This is a genomic window from Kineococcus aridisoli, assembly GCF_050871885.1.
Taxonomy (GTDB): Bacteria; Actinomycetota; Actinomycetes; order Actinomycetales; family Kineococcaceae; genus Kineococcus.
Map to the genome: position 1 here is coordinate 1 of NZ_JBJLSF010000043.1, position 17562 is coordinate 17562.

At 71.6% G+C, this 17562-nt stretch carries 20 protein-coding genes and 1 pseudogene; 13 read left to right on the top strand and 8 right to left on the bottom strand.

The genetic code is table 11. The features are described from left to right. Positions 1 to 41: 41 nt before the first annotated feature. Positions 42 to 680, bottom strand: coding sequence for an isochorismatase family protein (locus ACRYM2_RS13000; RefSeq protein ID WP_432522808.1), 639 nt, complete (start codon positions 678 to 680; stop codon positions 42 to 44). A 151-nt stretch (positions 681 to 831) separates the two neighbouring features. Between ACRYM2_RS13000 and ACRYM2_RS13005 the strand changes: the two genes are divergently transcribed. The 4 genes from ACRYM2_RS13005 to ACRYM2_RS13015 all read left to right on the top strand — a co-directional run bounded on the left by ACRYM2_RS13005 (position 832) and on the right by ACRYM2_RS13015 (position 2583). Next, complete coding sequence (locus ACRYM2_RS13005) at positions 832 to 1800, top strand: GlxA family transcriptional regulator (protein ID WP_432522809.1); 969 nt, start codon at positions 832 to 834, stop codon at positions 1798 to 1800. 104 nt (positions 1801 to 1904) lie between these two features. Beyond that, on the top strand, positions 1905 to 2084 hold the full coding sequence (locus ACRYM2_RS23205; RefSeq protein ID WP_490055057.1) for a hypothetical protein: 180 nt from the start codon (positions 1905 to 1907) through the stop codon (positions 2082 to 2084). Beyond that, a complete protein-coding gene (locus ACRYM2_RS13010) occupies positions 2024 to 2167 on the top strand; it encodes an HAD family hydrolase (RefSeq protein ID WP_432522810.1) in 144 nt (47 codons plus the stop codon). Before ACRYM2_RS23205 ends, ACRYM2_RS13010 begins: the two co-directional genes overlap by 61 nt. Further along, a complete protein-coding gene (locus ACRYM2_RS13015) occupies positions 2164 to 2583 on the top strand; it encodes an HAD hydrolase-like protein (protein ID WP_432522811.1) in 420 nt (139 codons plus the stop codon). The genes ACRYM2_RS13010 and ACRYM2_RS13015 overlap by 4 nt, the downstream gene beginning before the upstream one ends. Before the next feature lie 123 nt (positions 2584 to 2706). On the opposite strand, the gene ACRYM2_RS13020 is transcribed toward ACRYM2_RS13015, so the two are convergent. Beyond that, complete coding sequence (locus ACRYM2_RS13020) at positions 2707 to 2970, bottom strand: integrase core domain-containing protein (RefSeq protein WP_432522812.1); 264 nt, start codon at positions 2968 to 2970, stop codon at positions 2707 to 2709. Then, complete coding sequence (locus tag ACRYM2_RS13025; protein WP_432522813.1) at positions 2967 to 4145, bottom strand: IS3 family transposase; 1179 nt, start codon at positions 4143 to 4145, stop codon at positions 2967 to 2969. Before ACRYM2_RS13025 ends, ACRYM2_RS13020 begins: the two co-directional genes overlap by 4 nt. A 247-nt stretch (positions 4146 to 4392) precedes the next feature. On the opposite strand from ACRYM2_RS13025, the gene ACRYM2_RS13030 reads away from it, so the two are divergent. Both ACRYM2_RS13030 and ACRYM2_RS13035 read left to right on the top strand, forming a co-directional pair. Beyond that, entirely contained in the window at positions 4393 to 4860 is a 468-nt protein-coding gene (locus ACRYM2_RS13030; protein ID WP_432522815.1) for a hypothetical protein, read from the top strand. A gap of 220 nt (positions 4861 to 5080) precedes the next feature. Further along, positions 5081 to 6766 (top strand): hypothetical protein, encoded by a 1686-nt coding sequence (locus ACRYM2_RS13035; RefSeq protein WP_432522816.1) that lies wholly within the window; start codon positions 5081 to 5083, stop codon positions 6764 to 6766. 239 nt (positions 6767 to 7005) lie between these two features. On the opposite strand, the gene ACRYM2_RS13040 is transcribed toward ACRYM2_RS13035, so the two are convergent. The 3 genes from ACRYM2_RS13040 to ACRYM2_RS13050 all read right to left on the bottom strand — a co-directional run bounded on the left by ACRYM2_RS13040 (position 7006) and on the right by ACRYM2_RS13050 (position 9150). Continuing rightward, complete coding sequence (locus ACRYM2_RS13040; protein WP_432522818.1) at positions 7006 to 7299, bottom strand: hypothetical protein; 294 nt, start codon at positions 7297 to 7299, stop codon at positions 7006 to 7008. An 80-nt stretch (positions 7300 to 7379) separates the two neighbouring features. Then, on the bottom strand, positions 7380 to 8156 hold the full coding sequence (locus ACRYM2_RS13045) for a 2-phosphosulfolactate phosphatase (RefSeq protein WP_432522852.1): 777 nt from the start codon (positions 8154 to 8156) through the stop codon (positions 7380 to 7382). A 205-nt stretch (positions 8157 to 8361) separates the two neighbouring features. Further along, positions 8362 to 9150, bottom strand: a complete 789-nt coding sequence (locus ACRYM2_RS13050) for a hypothetical protein (protein WP_432522819.1) — start codon at positions 9148 to 9150, stop codon at positions 8362 to 8364. A gap of 258 nt (positions 9151 to 9408) precedes the next feature. Between ACRYM2_RS13050 and ACRYM2_RS13055 the strand changes: the two genes are divergently transcribed. Next, on the top strand, positions 9409 to 9708 hold the full coding sequence (locus tag ACRYM2_RS13055; RefSeq protein WP_432522820.1) for a Clp protease N-terminal domain-containing protein: 300 nt from the start codon (positions 9409 to 9411) through the stop codon (positions 9706 to 9708). A gap of 193 nt (positions 9709 to 9901) precedes the next feature. Here the strand turns inward: ACRYM2_RS13055 and ACRYM2_RS13060 are convergent, their stop codons facing one another. Beyond that, on the bottom strand, positions 9902 to 10531 hold the full coding sequence (locus tag ACRYM2_RS13060; RefSeq protein ID WP_432522821.1) for a TetR/AcrR family transcriptional regulator: 630 nt from the start codon (positions 10529 to 10531) through the stop codon (positions 9902 to 9904). 111 nt (positions 10532 to 10642) lie between these two features. Here ACRYM2_RS13060 and ACRYM2_RS13065 point away from each other — a divergent pair, with 111 nt between their 5' ends. The 4 genes and pseudogenes from ACRYM2_RS13065 to ACRYM2_RS13080 form a co-directional block, all read left to right on the top strand. Next, the gene (locus ACRYM2_RS13065; protein WP_432522822.1) at positions 10643 to 11068 is read left to right on the top strand and encodes a VOC family protein; all 426 of its coding nucleotides are present in this window, start codon (positions 10643 to 10645) and stop codon (positions 11066 to 11068) included. Between the two features lie 221 nt (positions 11069 to 11289). Then, positions 11290 to 11727: a hypothetical protein gene (locus ACRYM2_RS13070; RefSeq protein WP_432522823.1), complete on the top strand. Its 438-nt coding sequence runs from the start codon at positions 11290 to 11292 to the stop codon at positions 11725 to 11727. 910 nt (positions 11728 to 12637) lie between these two features. Continuing rightward, positions 12638 to 13027, top strand: coding sequence for a tautomerase family protein (locus ACRYM2_RS13075; protein ID WP_432522824.1), 390 nt, complete (start codon positions 12638 to 12640; stop codon positions 13025 to 13027). Between the two features lie 342 nt (positions 13028 to 13369). After that, positions 13370 to 13903, top strand: a pseudogene (locus tag ACRYM2_RS13080) (diacylglycerol/lipid kinase family protein); the annotation flags it as partial. A gap of 396 nt (positions 13904 to 14299) precedes the next feature. Here the strand turns inward: ACRYM2_RS13080 and ACRYM2_RS13085 are convergent. Continuing rightward, positions 14300 to 14746, bottom strand: coding sequence for an NUDIX domain-containing protein (locus ACRYM2_RS13085; RefSeq protein WP_432522825.1), 447 nt, complete (start codon positions 14744 to 14746; stop codon positions 14300 to 14302). A 236-nt stretch (positions 14747 to 14982) separates the two neighbouring features. Here ACRYM2_RS13085 and ACRYM2_RS13090 point away from each other — a divergent pair, with 236 nt between their 5' ends. Continuing rightward, the gene (locus ACRYM2_RS13090; protein WP_432522826.1) at positions 14983 to 16125 is read left to right on the top strand and encodes a GNAT family N-acetyltransferase; all 1143 of its coding nucleotides are present in this window, start codon (positions 14983 to 14985) and stop codon (positions 16123 to 16125) included. A 93-nt stretch (positions 16126 to 16218) separates the two neighbouring features. Then, positions 16219 to 17562, top strand: a complete 1344-nt coding sequence (locus tag ACRYM2_RS13095) for an ABC transporter substrate-binding protein (RefSeq protein ID WP_432522827.1) — start codon at positions 16219 to 16221, stop codon at positions 17560 to 17562.

The window sequence follows — 17562 nt, forward strand, 5'->3', positions numbered from 1 at the left end:
GGGTCACCGCACGTGCGGTGACCCGGCCCTCCCGGGTGGTCTCAGCCCGCGGCGACGGCGGCACTGCCCCCGATCGCGGACTCGACGAGGTTGTTCTTCGCCAGCGGCTCGCCGCCGCGGACCGCCTCCACCCACTGCGCGGTGGTGGCGACGGCGGCGAAGTTCGACTGCAGCAACACCATGAGCGTGGCGTGCAACGCCTCCGCCGACACGTGCCCGGCCTCGTTGGCGAGGTTGATCGCGCCGCTGGCGTCGGAGAGGACCTCGGCCATGAACCCCAGGCCCTCGGCCTCCACGGCGGTGGCCAGGTCGCAGTTGTTGGTCATGAAGCCGACGATGCTGACGGTGTCGATGCCCTGCTCGCGCAGCCAGGCGGCGACGTCGGTGCCGGCGAAGACGCTGCCGAACGACTTCGTCACCCGCTTCCACGACGGGTCCACGACCGCGTCGACGTCGGGATGCAGCTCGAAGCCGGCCGTGCCCTCGGCGAAGATCGGGGCGCCCTCGGGCAGGCGGTGCTGGACGAGGACGACCGGCAGGCCGTTCGCCTTGGCGGTCTCCACCGCCGTGACGATGTTGGCCAGGGACTCCTCGCGCGGCGGGTGCTGGATCTGCAGCGGCCCGGCGAAGTACTCCTGCTGGACGTCGACGACGACGAGGGCGCGGTGCGGTGCGGTCACGGGTGACTCTCCTGCGGGTGCTCGGGTGCGGCCCCCTCGCGGGACCGAGGACCATCGTCGGCGGGTCTGCCCGTGCCCGCGAGTGGCCTGGATGCACACTTGCGATGACTTCGTGCCACTTCGACGCCGCGCCACACCGAGGGAGTCACCTGTGCGGATCGCCGTCTACGCCTTCGACGACATCACGATGTTCCACCTCGCCGCACCGCTGATGGTCTTCGGCGAGCTCGGGCGGCTGGGGCTGGCCGAGGACTGGACGTGCCGGCTGTGGTCCGACCGCCCCGGCGCGGTCCGCAGCGCGGAGGGCTACTCGATCGGCGAGGTGGAGGGGCCGGAGGTGCTCCGGTGGGCGGACATGGTGGTCATCCCTTCCTGGCCGCAGCCGGTGCGGCCCAGCAGCGAGGTCTTCCGGGCCGACCTGCGACAGGCGCACGGACGCGGCGCTGTGGTCGCGGGGCTGTGCCTGGGTGCCTTCGCGGTGGCCGATGCCGGCCTGCTGGACGGGCGGGCGGCGGTCACGCACTGGCAGATGCTGCCCGCTCTGGCCGAACGCCTGCCCGGCACGGCCACGGACACCTCGGTGCTCTACATCGACCACGACGACGTGCTGACCTCCGCGGGCACCGCCTCCTCCATCGACGCCTGCCTGCACCTGGTGCGCAAGCACCTGGGCTCAGCCACCGCTGCCCGCGTCGCGCGCAGCCTCGTCGTGGCCCCGCACCGGGAGGGCGGGCAGGCCCAATACGTCGAGCGCCCGCTGGCGCAGCCGGCCACCAGCACCGCCATCACCGATGTCCAGCAGTGGGCTCTGGCCCGGTTGCACGAGGACCTCGGCGTCGACCGCCTGGCCGGGCGGGCCAGGATGAGCCGCCGCACCTTCATCCGCCGCTTCGGCCAGGCGACGGGCACGACTCCCGCCCGGTGGGTGCTCGAGCAGCGCATGGCCGAGGCGCGCGTCCTGCTCGAGAGCACCGACTGGACGATCGAGGCGGTCGCCGCCGCGTGCGGCTTCGCCAGCCCCGTGACCTTCCGGCAGAACTTCTCCACGGCGTTCGCCACCACCCCCACGGCCTACCGGAGACGCTTTTCCCCGTTGCACGAGGGCGCCGGGCGCGGGTGATCGATCGCCCGCGGCGCGTCCCGGTCCCACCGCCCGGCTCGGTGCGCTGTCCGTGACGGCGCGGCGGGCACTACGGGCGCGCGTACGCACTCGCCCTCTTCGACATCGACGGCACCCTGTGTGACCCCGGCGACGGCATCACGTCTTCAGTGCAGCGCGCTCTGGCTGAGATGGGAATCCGGGAGAGCGACGAGGCGGCCCTGCGACGCTTCGTCGCCCCCCGATGGAGCACTCCTTCCGCGACAACTACGGAATGGACCCTCAGCAGGTCCACGAGGCCGTAGAGCACTACCGGCGCCACTACCGTGCACACGGTTCGGAGCAGTACCGGGCCTACCCGGGCGTGGAGTCCGCCTCGCCGTGGTGACAGCGAGGATCCAGGAGTTCGCCGAGGAGGCGCTGCGCAGCACCGGCCTGTTGAAGCATGTCGGTGATGTCCACGGCCGGAGGCCCACCGAAGTGGTGGAGAAGGCGGTGACCTTGCGCCGCGCGCTGGCGACGTTGCAAGCCCACGCACAGGACGCGGTAATGCTGGGCGACCGCGAGCACGATGTGCACGCGGCGCGGGCCAACGGTACCGCCTCCATCGGCGTGCTGTACGGCTACGGCAGCCGCGATGAACCGCTGGCCGCCGACGCCGAGCACCTTGCCACGGAACCTGCTCAGGTCACGCGCCTGATCGTGACCCATCCGCTGGGCCGAGGCGGTACCGCACACCCTGTCGACTACATGAACCACCGCGCCGGTTCGGTACTGGACACAGCAAGTCTGTTGCGCTGCTGAACGGCCGATTCACTGGCATGTTGATGGAGGAGGTCAGTGACGAACGCCTGGTGTGTGTGCGGATGCAATCACCACAGCACACGCCTCAGCAATGGATCGGGCCGCTGACGATCAAGGTCAAGGTCAAGGTGAGGCTAGGTAGGTGGCGTGTGGGGTGCTGTCGCCGATGCCCTGGTGGGGCCGAGGGGTGTTGTAGATCGGCCGGAAGAGGTTGCACTCCACTGCCAGCCCGTCTCCGTCGGCGAGGCGGGTCTGGTACAGGTGCTCGTACTTCAGCGTCCCGAAGAAGCGCTCGACGACGCCGTTGGTCTGCGGGCTGCGGACCCGAGTGCGGACGTGACGAAGCAGCGGATCGGGTCCGGTGAACAGCTGAGCGAAGGTGATCATGACCCAGTTGACTGGACAGCGATCTGAGGAGCCGGTGACTGCTGCAGGGCGTTGTTCTCGAACTCTACGGGACTACGCCAGCCCAGCGCGGAGTGTCGCCGCTGTCGATTGTGGAACCCTTCGATGTACTCGAACATTGCACTGGCGAGCTCGATACGGGTGTCCCAGCGTCGACGGTTGAGCAGCTCAGTCTGCATGCGCCCCCAGAACGATTCGACCACGGCGTTGTCGTACGGATCGCCGACGCTGCCCAGCGAGGGCAGCAACCCGGCGTGACGAGCGCGCTGGGTGAAGGTCCACGAGGTGAACTGAACTCCATGATCACCGTGTATGACACCGCCGGTCACGTCGCCGCGGTTGTCGATGGCCATGCCCAGGGCGTTGGTGGCCAGCTCGACGCGCTGGGTGGAGTCGATGGCCCAGCCGACCACCCGGCGGGAGAACGTGTCGATGACGACGCAGCAGTACAGCTTGCCCTCGCGGGTGGGGTGTTCGGTGATGTCGGTGACCCAGAGCTGGTTGGGGCCGTCGCGGTGAAAGTTGCGCTTGACCAGGTCGCTGCTGGTGGGGACCTGCTTGATGCGGTAGCCGCGCCGGCGCTTGGGCAGTCCGCTCAAACCGCTGCGCCGCATCAGCAGGCCGACGGTATTGTGCCCGACGACCACGCCGTGGTTGTGCAGCAGTTCAGCGTGCACCCGAGGGCGCCCGTACGTCCCGCGCGAGGACTGGTGGACGGTCCCGATCAGATCGCTCAGCCAGGCGTGGCGGATGCTGCGCGCGGACGGCGCCCGGGAGGCCCACTCGTAGTAGCCCGAGCGGGAGACGCCCAGTGCGTGGCAGGACCGCCCGATGCGGACACCGTCAGCGTGCAGCTCCGCGACCAGGCGGAACCGGACTTTTGGGGGCACCACCTTCTCCACCGCGGCAGCGGCCTTGCGGAGGATCTTGACTTCTTCCTCCAGGTCGCGGATCCGCTTCTTCGCTGTGGTCAGCTCCGCGCTCTCCCGGCTGCTGGCGCCATCGGCTTGGCCGCGGTCGATGGAGTCTTGCTTGCGCCAGCGGTAGAGGCAGGACTCGGCGACGCCGAGCGAGGCGGCGACATCGCTCACGCTGCGGCCGGCGGTGAGCAGCGCCAGTGCTTGGTGTCGGAAAGCCGGCGGGTACGACCTGGGCATGGGTGATCCTCTCGGGTGTCCGAGCGGTCACCGTCTCTCGACACGCGAGTCCGGAGAAGTGGGTCATGATCACCCTGTCCGGGAAACCGGGTCAAGCTCCGGCTGCCTTCACCTGACGCCCGGTCTTCTCGTGACCAGTGCGGTGAGTCACTCACGACGTCGCGGACACGGCGCCCTGCGGGCGAGGTCACGATCATGGTGCATCGAGGGCGTTGCGCGCTGACCCTGGGCTGCCGACGATGGACGCATGCGTCCTGCTGGGGTCCCCGCCGAGCCACCGCACGACGTCGGCACCACAGTGCACGGGCCGCTGCTGCTCACCCGGGGTCCAGGTATCAGCGCCGAGTTGCACCACGTCCAAGCCCACGCCACCGGGCTGATGCTGCACCTAGTGCTGCGGGCCAGCGGCATCCACGCCGAGGCAGCCAAGCGTCAGCTGACCCCCCGCCGGCAGGCCCCACTGGCTCCGGATGACCGCGAAGCCGACGCCGGCTCCCAACCCGTCCTGCACATCGAGGTCAACGGCACCACCCACCGGCTGCCTCCCCAGCTCAGCAACGCCCACGGCGACGACGACTCCTTGGAGATGGACGCCCAGCTCTGGATCGATGAGCGACCGAGCGATGGCCGGGTCGCTGTGAGCGCGGAGTGGCCACGGGCAGGGCTGCCGCTGGACGGCGCCGTCCTCGACATCAGCGCTGGCCTGCAGCATTAGACACGCGAAGCCGCCTGGACACCTCGGGCCTCAGCTCGCTGCTCCATTAGGGGGATGCTGCGCGGTCCGCCCACCAACTCGCCCACAGCGTCGTGGACCATCCGCAGCATCCGGCCCCACTTCGCCTGCACAGGTGCCGCTGCACAAGTGCCGCGGGCTGTCGTCGTCGAGTGCCGTGTGGTCGAGCGTCATGGGTCGAGCGTCGTGTGAGGGGCAAGTCGTGCAGGTGGTCTACGAGGGGCGGATGACCGTCTCCTACTTCCAGGCGTACCTGTCCGCCGGTGACATCCCCGACGACTACGAGGCCGCCTTCGCCGGTCAGGTCAACGGCCTGCTCGGCGGGCAACTGCTGGGCCACCTGACCCTGCTGGTCGGCGTGCACACCGGTGACGTCGGCATCCGGCTGCTGCTGGGCGAACAGGCACCGCCCGTGGGCGAGCAGTGGGAGGACGTCGTCGAAGCGCCCTTCACCCCCCAGTGGCCCGAAGCGGTCTTGGCCGGGTGCCTGTCCGAGGCCGTGTGCGAGCTGCACCTGAACCAGCCCAGCTACCGCGCGCGTTTGAGCGCGCGCGGCATCGACGCCGGCCGCGAGGCCGACGTCGTGATGCGGGAGGAGCCGCTGGTGGACCACTACGAGCTCGCCCTGTGGCCGGCTGCGCTGGCCCCCGATGCGATCCTGCGGGTCAGCAGCGACACGGCCCGCTACTGCCACCGGATGCAAGATGCCGCCTTCGCCCGCGCCGCGCGGACGTACGCCGCCTGGGGTGACACCCCACCTCCCAGCGAGGCGCTCCTGGACGTCTTCGAAGCACCCTGGCTGGTCGGCCTGGACCGCGAGCTGGCGGAGGACCTGGCGGCGGCCGAGCCCGGCGTCCAACGGGCGGTGGCGTACTGGGCCGCGCAGTGGGCCTGCGCCCAAACCGGCGTCGACCGCGTGGACTGGATCACCACGGCACTGCGCACGCTGCGCGAGGACCGGCTGCTGCCGGCGCTGTTCCACGACTCCGAGGCCCTGTACGTGCGCCTGGACACCGACCTCCCCCCACCCGAGGGGACGAGGACCGCCGTCAACGGCTACCCGCACAGCTGCGCCGCGTACGCGGTGTCCAGCCTCGTCGAGGCGGCCGGTACCCACCCCCTGAGCGCGGTCGTGGCCACCGTGAAGGAAGCCCACGAGGCGATCGGGGAGGAGCGCACCGACGCCTTCCTGGCACAGGTCCGGCGGGAGCTGAGCCGGCTGCGCCGGGAGCTGACCGAGCAGCTGGGCGCCGGGCAGGCCATCGACCGCCGGCCGCCCTTCGCCGAACCGGACCCGCTCGATGAGGTGCCCGAAGGGATGGACCCCCAGGAGTACTTCGACCTGTGCGTGCAGTGGGGCGTGCAGGAGGGTGAGCAGCTGCCCTCAGAACGTCTGCTGGCCATCGCCGCTCGTGCGTCGTCGGTGGCGCGACGCAACCGCGAGCTGGCAGAAGCCCTGGCGGCCCTGCCAGCCGATGAGCAGCGCGCGGTGGCGGTGTGGGCGGCCCGTCAGGCGTGTGCAATCGCCGGGCTGCTCGGCCAGGACTGGACCGAGGAAGCTCTGCAGGCTGCCGCCGGTGGCGGTCCGCTGCCGCCGCTGTGGGACGACGCCGACCGCGTGTGGGCGAAGCTCTTCCCCGACGAGGAGGAGGACGAGGACCAAGTCGAGTACAGCGGCGCGTACATCACCTGGCATGACGACGAAGTCCACCAGCCGCTCAGCCCCGAGGCGGCCGCGCTGGACGCGCTGCAGCAGTCCGCGCTGCCGGACAGCGCGGAGGCGGTGATGGGAGCCGTCGACGCGTTCTCCCTGGGGCACGCGGATCCGGCAGCCGTCCTGGACGACCTGCAGCGTCGACTGTCGGCAGGACCCCTTCCTCGGCAGTGACCGCAGGTGTAGTGACGAGGGTCCTGCCTCGGTAGCGCCACACCCCGGCATTCACGGCGCCCTGCCAGTGCGGCCGTACACGGCGCTGTCGTAGACGTCGACGACGTCACGGTCATGGCGCGGGCCGCACCATTGCCGAGTCCGCAGCTGGAGGTCGCGGTCGTGCCGAGGAGCGGACGGGCGCAGTCCACGAGTGGGCGGCGTCGAGTGCTCACCCAAAGCCCGCACCACGTGAGGCGTCACTTGATGCGGGTTCCCGGCGGCAGCGTGTACTGGTACAGCCGGCGGATGGGCATGCCAGGACCGATGACCAACTGCTCCTCGGGACCCTCCCACTCCAGTGGGCCCTCCACGTTGAGACCGCTGTAGATGTCGAAGCGGACGATGCCCGGGATGAGGTCAAGGTGGTGAGGGTCCATGTGCATGTGGGCGGCGATCGTCATCACCGCCCCGGTGACCGGGTGCTCGATCACGTCACCGTCGTACAGCTCCAGAGCCTCGACGACGTCGTTGGTCTCGATGAGGGGCGCCATTCGACCAAGCCTGCCACCGCCTTTGGCGCAGCTCGCTCGACTGCCCGGTCATCCCGCGTCACGGTCGTGGGTGCACACGCTCACGAGTACCGGGCGTCGCGGAAGGCCACACCCGCCAACGTGGGTACGACGGCACTGGTCGCGACCTCGCAGGCGACATCGACGTCACCACCGAAGCCCATCGCAGTCAGCTCCCGCCCACTGGTACAGCCACGCAGCGCCTGCTCAAGGCCGCCGTGGCCGCCGTGGCCGCGGTGGACGCTGTCGTAGGCGTCGGCGGCCACCGCAGCGTCCACCGACACGCTCACCCAGCCCCGCCGGTGCAGGCCGGCGATGAGCGCCCCAGCACCCCACAAGTCCTCCACCGCCGGGCGCAGCCGCCCACCCGGCCACCGCTCCCCGGCGGCCACCACCAGCACCCGCGCCCCGTCGGCGCCGTGCTGCTGAGTCAGCCAGGCAGCCACCGCCTCGGCGTTGCGCAGGCAGGCCGCCAGCACGCACCCGACGACCTCGCCCAGCAGGTGGGCGGTGGTGGCTCCGTTCGGGGAGGGCAGCACCACCCGCGCCAGCTCAGGTTCGGCCGCCCGCACCGTCAGCGGTGACAAGCTCACCTGCCCCGGCTGGGCGCGGGAGCGTCCCACGGCCAGCACGGCCTCGTGCTGAGCGGCGAAGTCGGCAGCGCTCTGATCGGCCCACCGGTACGGCAGGACCTCGATGCCGCGGTCCAGGGCCACGCTGAGAGTGGTGGTGAAGGACAGCACGTCGACGACGACCGCGACGTCGTAGGCCGCGGCGGAGGTCCGGGCCGCCGCTGGCCCCCACTCCACGTGCAGCGCGGCCGGTGGTGGCTGGTGCATCGACCTCACAGCCGCAGTCTTCACCGCGACTGCTTGTTCACGCTCATCCCACGTGGTGCGCGGTACTGAGCTGCCGGCGACGTCGCGGTCGTGACGGAGATCGAGCGGTCTTGGACTGTGCGCTGAGACGGTGGAGCTCGATCGGCAGCGGACGCGCCGGCGAAAGGTGGACTCAGGCGGCGCTTCGACGCTAGAGGTCAGCGATCTAGTGCGGTGACACCACCGCACCTCCTGCGGCGGCCGTGGACGCGTCGCAACTGCTCTCACCTGGCTGCACGAGCACAGCGGGTGGGACCCACACCTGCACCTGCCCCTCGGGTCCGCGCCGACCCAGCACGCAATCGCTGCCACGGGGAGCCGCAGACAGCGCCGCCCCCACCCAGCCGTCGTGCACCCCCACATCGACCCGCACATCAGGACGCGGCACAGCGTCCAACGCCGCCCGCACCGCCGCGGCATCGGCTCCGGCCAGCGCTACCTGCAGGGCCTCGGTGTCCGCATCCGTCAGGTGCGGCACCGGCGGCGGTTCCGGCACGTCGATGACCTTGCGCTGCTCGCAACCTCGGTCGATCCGCTCGGCGAGGGGTTCCCCGGTACCCGGGTGGACGTCGATGCCCCACGTGCGCAGCACGTAGCGGTAGCAGTTCCGCGTCATCGGATCCTGGTCCGGGCCGAGGTCGAAGCCCTGACCGTCATCAGGAGCTCGGTACCCGGTGATGCGCACCTCCACGACGGCGCCTTCGACTGTCCCGCCGGGTCCGGGCGCCACCTCCAGCAGCTCCACTGCCGGCCACGTCGCACCCTGCCCGTCGCGCAGGGCCAAGCCCACGACGTCGTCGAGGTCGTTGCTGTCGCTCGCGGTGCGGTCCAGGGAGCGGCCGACGTCGGCGGCTCGGGCGTCGGCGTCCGCATCCGCCTGCGCTGTCGAGGTGCAGCCAGTGAGCAGGAGCGGCAGGCAAGCGGCTGCAAGGGCAAGCTGGGAGGCGGTGCGCACCTGCCCATCGTGCTGGACAGCTCGCACGACGACGTCCGCCGACAGAGGGGTCTGCCATCGGCTGGGTGGTGGACCGCTCTCGCTGCCCCACCGACCCGGGATCGGCCAGTCCTCGTCGACGACCGCCAGACGCTACTGACAAGGGCTCACTGCCTCGAGAACGGTCGGTCCTGAGACGAGTGACTGCTCGAGAAGCCACTTGTCGAGCAGTCGACTCACCGCACATGGCGATGGTCGGACGTTCACCGGGACCGAGCGGTGGGCGCCCAGACCCCGACCCCCACCGGCGAAACCCAGCAACTGCAGCAACGCGGCGAAGGCGCGCCCACGACGATCACCATCGACCCCACGACCCGCGCCGCCCTGGCCACGGCCATGAGCGAGGCGCTCGACCTCGGGCACGACTACCTGGGGACCGAACACCTGCTGCTGGGCATCCTCAACCACCCCGACACCCTCGCCGGGCAGGTGCTCACCTCAGCCGGCGTCACCCTGGACGCTGCACGCGACACCGTCCGCCAACTCCTGGAGCAGATCATCCGCGAGCGCACCGGCTGAGACGACCCACCGCACCGGGCCAGGCGCCACGTGCCGCCACGACACCCGCTCACGGCGCGAGCCTCGCTGCGCACGGTCGTGGTGCCCTCCGGGCGATGCCAGGCCGTCCCGCGAGCGGTCGCTCCCGTCCACGAACGCGGACGTTCTCGTCCGCGTCATCGTCGTGGACCGACCCGGTGGTGCCGCAGGTCGCTCAGCCGGTGGTGCGCAGCGCGCTCAGCAGCACCTGCAGCGCCTCCCACGCCTGCTCCACGGCCGCGGCAGGATCGGGCCGGCTCGCCGCCCACGACGCGGCCTCGTCCATGGCGCCGGACAGCACCGCGGTCACCGCCCCCACGCTCAACCCCGCCTCCAGCCCCGCCTCCACCCCCGCCGCAGCGCCGCGCACCCGCCCGTCGCGCTGCAGCTCCTGCACCCCCTCATGCAGCAGGCGCCGCGCATGGCGCGCGTCCAGCTCGCGCCAGCGGGCCCAGCCCAGCACCGCCGGTGCCTCCACCAGCAGCACCTGGCGCACCTGCTGGGCGGTGCTGGCCAGCAAGAACGCCCGGCACCCGGCCACCAGCTGCTCGAAGGCGTCCTCACCGGCGGCCTGCGCCGCCCGCTGCACCTGCTCGGCCACCTGCTGCTGCACCCGCTCGACCACCGCGGTGAACAACCCCTCCCGGCTGCCGAAGTGGTGGTAGAGCGCGCCGCGGCTGACGCCGACGGCGCGGGCGATCTCGTCCAGGGCGACGTCGGCGTAGCCGCGTTCGCCGTACAGGCGTTGCGCAGCCTCCAGCACCGCAGCAGCCGTGGCCTCGCTCTGCGCCTTGGTGGTGCGCACCCCTGCTCCTCCCCGATCTGCTTCGGCCCGACAGGCGACCATTTACATACAGACTGTCTGTATGTGAGCGTAGCAGCGCCACCCCTCCCCCGATCGAGCCAGGAGCACACCGTGCAGATCACCAGCGCCTACCCCGTCCTGCTCAGCTCCGACGTCACCGCCACCGCCGACTTCTGGCGGACCCACTTCGGCTTCGAGACCACCTTCGAGGTCGACTGGTACGTCAGCCTGCGCAACCAGCAGTGGGAACTGGGCATCGTCGCCGCCGACCACGAAACCGTCCCAGCCACCCACCGCCGGCCCACCGGCGCCCTGCTGATCAACCTCGAGGTCGACGACGTCGACGAGCAGTACCGCCGCCTCGTCCTGGACGGGCCCCTGGAGGCGCTGCTGCCCCTGCGCTCGGAAGCCTTCGGGCAGCGGCACTTCATCCTCGCCGCCCCCGGCGGCGTCCTGGTGGACGTCATCACCCCCATCGAGACCGACCCGACCTACGCCTCCGCCCTGGTCACCCCCACCTCAGGCGGCAACGCCTGAGCAGCCGCACTCCAGGCCGGAGAACAGCGCGCTCCCGCAGGAGGCGGGCGATCTCGCTCTCATGGCGCTGACTTCGCGCTCTTGGCGGAGTGCGGACGTCTGCCGGAGCGCTCCTTCGGGCCCGACCTGCAGGTGACACGTGCCTCCGAGCAGCACACGAGCCGCACGGTGTACCCGTCCAAGCGGTGGGGCCTCGGCGCAGGGGGACACATCATGGACCGGTGAGCGAGCACCTCGACGACCCTCCGCCACCTGCGACCGCGCCGGCAGAAGGCTCAGAGGTCGATGGAGCTCCTCGAGACCTGACCCGGCGACAGCTGGAGGTCTTGGCCTGGCTGATCGACCACGGAGCGCCCTTCGACCCCGACCAGCGCGTGGTGGAAGAGGCCGACCGCGCTCGGTGGCGTGCACAGCTGACTGCCGTTCGAGCGGGTCGTTCCTGCGGCTGCGGCACCTGCCCGTCCATCGAGCTGGTCCACCCCGCTGCCCTCAGGGCAGCAGGAGCGGATGGCCACCCGGTAGTGGAGGGCAGCACCGCCGGGGCGGTGCTGCTGCTGTTCGCCGACGGCGGCGACCACCTCAGCTACCTCGAGCTGGCACCAACAGGCGAGCAGATCTTCGGCGAACTCCCGCACCCAGGCGACCTCCACCCGACCTGACCGTGGCGGCACTCGGCGAGCTCTCACCCGCTGTGCTCATCGGCAGGGCTGCCCTCCCGGTCATGGCGCTGACTTCGCGCTCTCGTCGAGAGGCGAGTGGTGCAGCAAGGTGCCGTGCTACCCGATCACGGTCCTCGACTGCACCACTCGCGATCCGGTGGAGCGCGAAGGGCGCCGCCTGCTGCACTCCCTCCTGTCCCCGCACCAGGCCGGCGCGCAGGGGCTGCCCGTCGTAGCTCATGCCCAAGCGCTCCACCACCGCCCGTGAGGCGGTGTCGTGCTCCTCGGTGAAGGACACCACCTCGCGCGCACCCAGCACCTGGGAGGGCTGACGCACGGCCCACCCCACTTCCAGGCACGGCCGCCCCCCGACCGACGTGCGCGAGAGCCCTCCGCGCCCGATGAGCTCACCGTCGCCGCGGCGGTACGCCGGCCACGTGCCGACCCCGTCCCGACGCCAGGCCTCCTCCATCGCCTCGGCCCACTGCTGCGCCTGCCCCACGCCCCGGCGCACCTGGCGGCGATGTGCACGTCCTGGTGCAGGCGCCACACGCCCTGCACGCGGGCCCCGGTGACCGGGTGCGGGACCAGTCGCCGCGTCAGGACGACGCGACCTCCGGGTCCCGGGGCCCTTGCCGGTTCCTCGGCACGCGCACCGACCACGTGGTCACCGTGACAGCGCTGCACGTGAGTCGCCAACGAGCGAGACGCACGCACGTGCCGCAGACCGCGTGACCGAGCCGACCCTGCCCGCTACGGTGGCCACCGTGATCGCCGCGACGTGCACCCGCCCCCAGTGGTGGACCGGCTCCTAGGCCGGGCACGTCCTCCACCGACGCACCCCGCCGAGCGCGGGTGTGCGGAGCACTCCTCCCGGCCCGCCGAAGCCGACACCGAGGAGACGCCCACCATGGCCCAGTTCAAGATCTACGGCCGCGACCACGTCTTGCGCCCGCTGCGCACCCGCCTGTCCGACACCGTGCACACCGCCGCCGTCGACGTCCTGGGCCTGCCCACCGCCAAGCGCTTCCACCGCTTCTTCCCCATGGACGAGGAGCACTTCCCCACCCCGCAGGGACGCAGCGAGAGGTACACGGTCATCGAGGTCCTCATGTTCGCCGGGCGCACCGTGGCGACGAAGAAGGCGTTCTACCAGCGCCTCTACCGCGACTTCGAGACGGACCTGGGCATCCAGGCCATCGACTTGGAGATCACCATCCTCGAGACACCTCGCCACGACTGGGGCATCCGCGGGCAGGCAGGTGACGAGCTGACCTCGTCCTACCGCGTCGAGCAGTGACCCGCGCTGCGGTCGACGTGGCGGTCAAGCTGCAGGCATCGCGTGGTCGGTGAGCGAACCGGGCCCTCCCGAGCCCGGCGCTGACAGGCTGACCCCGTGCCGCTCGGCACGAGAGCTTCCGCTACCGCGTTGGGTTCGGCGCAAGCTCACACCAGCAGACGACGACGGTCGTCGGCACGACGACCACTGTTGAGCCGTGGCTGAACAGCACGTCGTCCGCTCAGGCACCACTCGCGCAGGCACCACCGCCGTGCTCGGCCTCAACGGCCGGCGTCGTCGCGCATCCGTCGTCGTCAACCCCACCGAGTTCACCGGCGCCGGTGAGTTGACGAGGTCGCACCTCGAGATGTCGGCGGCGTGCTGGCCGTCGGCGGGGACGGGACGGTGCGAGCCGTCGCCGGGGAGCTGCTGGGCAGCGGCCTGGCCCTGGGGGCCGTCCCGGCGGGTACGGGCAACCTCCTGGCCCGCAACCTCGGCATCCCGCTGAACGACGCACCGGCCGCGGTGCGGATCGCTCGTCACGGTGCGCGTGGTCGACTCGAGGTGGGGTGGCTGGAGGTCGACCGGGACGGCGATGGCCGCGACGGCCAGGAGCACCTGTTCCTGGTGATGGCCGGCGCCGGTTTCGACGCCGCGATGATCGCCGGTGCTGGATCGGCAGGAAGCGTGCAGGCCGCCGGCGCCGACGGCTGGGCGGAGGGGTGGACGGGCAGCGCCCGCGGAGTCGTGGTCGGCAATTGCGGCCAGCTCACGATGGGCCTGGCGCTGCTGCCGGACGCCGACCCCGCCGACGGCTTCCTCACGGCCTCCGCGCCGCTGACCGTCTGCCGGTCGGCGGCAGTCGGGCCCGGGTGCACGACGCGGTGGTCGAGTTGAGCCTGGCCGGCTGAACCGGCCAGTTGAACGGGTCAGCCCGACCGCAGCGGCGTTCAGCGGGCCCCGCCGCGGGGGGTGAGGCCGTTCTCGCAGGCGAAGATGACCAGCTGGACCGGCGCGCGGGCGGAGGGGTCGCGCGCGGTGCACCTGGACCGCACCGGCACCGCAGCGGTGCCGGAGGAGGCCCGCACCACCTCGCTGCACCAGTTGGCAGCGCACCTGCACCACCCCTGGACCGGCCGTGAAACGCCCCCGGACCGGCGCCGACGGTCCACCGCTGGAGGGCGGGACACGTCCAGTCATGGGCCCTGCGGGCGACGTCGCGGTCGTGGTGCTGTCACGGTGATGCGACCGCCTGCATGGGCCACCTCGCCACGTGCTCAGGTCGCCACCTGCTCACCAGCCGCGCAGCAGCAGGGACTCACCCCGGTCGATCGCGTACAGCGCGCCGGCTACGCAGTCGACGACATCGGCAGGCAGCGCGTCCGCGGCCACCCACACCAGCTCACTGCACTTGTCCGGCTCGCCGATGACCGGTTCACCGCTCCACCGCTCGACGACGAAGAACAGGTGCAGGTACTCCAGGTCGCCCTCGTGCTCGGGGGCGGAGTGCACCAGCAGCGCCAGGCGGCAGTCACCCGGCGCCGCCTCGACGCCGACCTCCTCACGCAGCTCGCGCAGCAACCCGGCCACCGCGTCCTCCCCGCCCTCCAGGTGACCGGCGGGCAGGCTCAGCTGACCGGAGCGGAAGTCGGTGCCGGCGCGACGCAGCATCAGGACCCGCTCTCCACCTCGCAGGACCCCGTAGACGGCGGCGGGCAGGCGGAAGCGGTCGCGAGGCACCACCGGACGGTATCGAGCGGGAGCGACGCGCGGTCTCGGCCGTGGGCTCAGGCGGTCGACGCGCTGGCCAGGACGTCGTCGACGGCTCACATCCGCCGAGGACCCACGCTCGTGCCTCAGCCGGCGGGTCCGGCGGCAGACCCGCCATGGCCCAGGCCAGCGGCCGGAGCCGCAGCAGCCGAGGCACGGTGAGCGACCAGCCCGTCGGCCACGAAGGTCCGCGCTAGCGTCCGGACATGCCCTTCGACCGGCAACCCGTCCTCGCCAGCGACATCCTGCTGCTGCGTCCACTGCGTGGCGACGACTTCGACGCCTTGCGCCTGATCGCCGCCGATCCCCTCCTGTGGGAGCAGCACCCGGCCAAGGACCGCGTCCAGGAGCCGGTCTTCCGTGGCTGGTTCGACGACGCCCTCAGCTCAGGCGGTGCGCTGGTGGCGCTGGACCGTCGCGACGACGGCGTCATCGGCACGTTCCGCTACGTGCTGCGTGGTCCGGGGGAGGTGGAGATCGGCTGGACCTTCCTGGACCGCTCTCGCTGGGGCGGGCGGTGGAACACCGAGATGAAGCGGCTCGTGCTCGAGCACGCCTTCGCCTCGCTGCCGACGGTCCTGTTCTCGGCGCACATCGACAACGTCCGTTCTCAACGGGCGATCGAGCGCCTCGGCGCTCAGCGCACGGGCACCGCCGTCGATGCGCGGGGCCACCACTTCCCAGACCCACGACGTCCCCGCGGCGGTCCTGCTCCTGCTGCGGCACGCCGTCGGCGCCGACCTGCTCAGCGGCATCGAGTCGATGGCCGCCGCCCTCACCGCGACCGGCTGGGTGCGCGGCACGGGCAGCGGCTCCTGGTCCTGCGCCGGCGACCCCTCCTGGAGCGTGCAGTCCGCCGGCCACCCCCCGAGCCTGTCCATCGTCGCCGGCGACCCGGAGCGCCTGGTCCACCTCACCCGCGCCCTGCACGCCCTCCTCGACTCCGGGGCGGTCGGGCGCTGCAGTCCGGCGAGCCGGGGCCGGACTGGCGGACGTGGTCGGGCGGGGAGGTGGTCCTGTCCCTGTACGTGGGAGAGCAGCACCGGGAGAACAGGCACCGGGTGCCTGCGCTGCTGGTCCTGGACGTCCAGCGGGCCGACACCCCGCACGAGGGGCTCGCCGCGGACCCTGAGCGGGCCCGCCGCCTGGCCCGGGAGGGCTCGGCGATCACCCGCTGGTACCTGGCCGGTGAGGACCACCTGCCCGAGGACGTGGTGGTGCTGCTCGCCGCGGACGAGGACCCGGCCGTCGTGGCAGCCTCGGAGGCCGACGAGGGCCGGCGGGACCCGGCAGCGGCTGCCACGAGCGGCGCAGACCGGGGCCGAGGTCCCCGACCGCGGCCGAGATGACGAATCGGCCACGGCTCGGCCGGGTTCGTTGCCCCGGGGCGCGAAGCGTGGTTCCCTGCAAGCTCGTGACTCACTCGACGACGAGGAGCGCTCGTGCAGACGACACGACGAGGCGTGCTCGGTGCCGCCGTGGGCGCCGGCGCGCTCGCGCTCGGCGGGTGCGCCGTCGGCGCCGGAGCCGACTCGGCGAACCAGCAACCGGTCAAGCCGGCGGCGGACGGACCGGTCACCCTGACCTACTGGGCCTGGCTGAAGGACCTGCAGTCGGTGTGCGACATCTGGAACGCGGAGAACCCCGACGTCCAGGTCGAGGCGGTGTGGTCCGGTGCCGGCAACTCCGGCGGCTACACCCGCATGTTCGCCGCGCTCGCCGCGGGCGGGGGTGCCGACATCGCTCAGGTGGAGTTCCAGCTGCTGCCCAGCTTCCTGCTGCAGAATGGGCTGGTCGACCTCTCCCGGTACGGCTACGGGGACTTCCTCGGCGACTACCGAGAAGGTGACCTGTCCCGGGTCATGGTCGGCGACAGCATCTTCGGCGTCCCCACCGACACCGGACCGATGGGCTTCTTCTACCGCAGCGACGTGCTCGAGACCATCGGTGCGACGCCCCCCGCCACCTGGCCGGAGTGGGCCGAGCTGGCACGTGCGTTCAAGGCCGCCGACCCCCGCAACCGGCTCGAGGGGTTCGGGATCAACGACCCCGGCAACTTCACCAGCCTGTGCATGCAAGCCGGCGCGGCGTGGTTCAGCACCGACGGCACCGAGTGGGTCGTCGACCTGACCGGCGGGCCCACCCGGATGGTCGCCGAGTTCATGGACGAGGCCTTCGCCGAGGACCTCTACAACACCGCGCTGGCCCCCTTCTCCGCGGGGTGGACCGCCGCCGTCGCCAACGGCACCATCGCCGCGGTGACCACCGGCTCGTGGGGTGACGCGCTCGTGCAGAGCGTCGGCGGCACCGAAGGGCTGTGGAGGGTGGCGCCGATGCCGCTCTGGCCCGACACCGGCTACCCCTCCGCCACCCTGGGCGGCTCGACCGCCGCCGTGCTGGCCACCTCCCAGCACCCCGCGGAGGCCGCGCGCTTCCTGCACTGGATGACGACCGACCCGCGCTCCATCGACGCGCAGATCGAGAACTGCGGCATCGGCTGGTCGACCTCCCCCGACTACATCGGCCGGTCGCGCACCCAGCCGTCGGACTTCTTCGGGGGCCAGAACTACAACGAGGAGGTCTTCGTGCCCGCCGCGGACGCCCAGAACCCGGACTGGATCTGGTCCCCCATCTACTTGGAGCTCAACGACGCGCTCTCGACGGTCTTCCGCGAGCGCGGCACCGGTGGGCGCGCCATCGTCGACGCCCTGCCGGACGTGCAGGAGCAGACCATCTCGATCATGCGCGACAAGGGCCTGCAGGTCCGGGCCGGGAGCCCGGCGTGA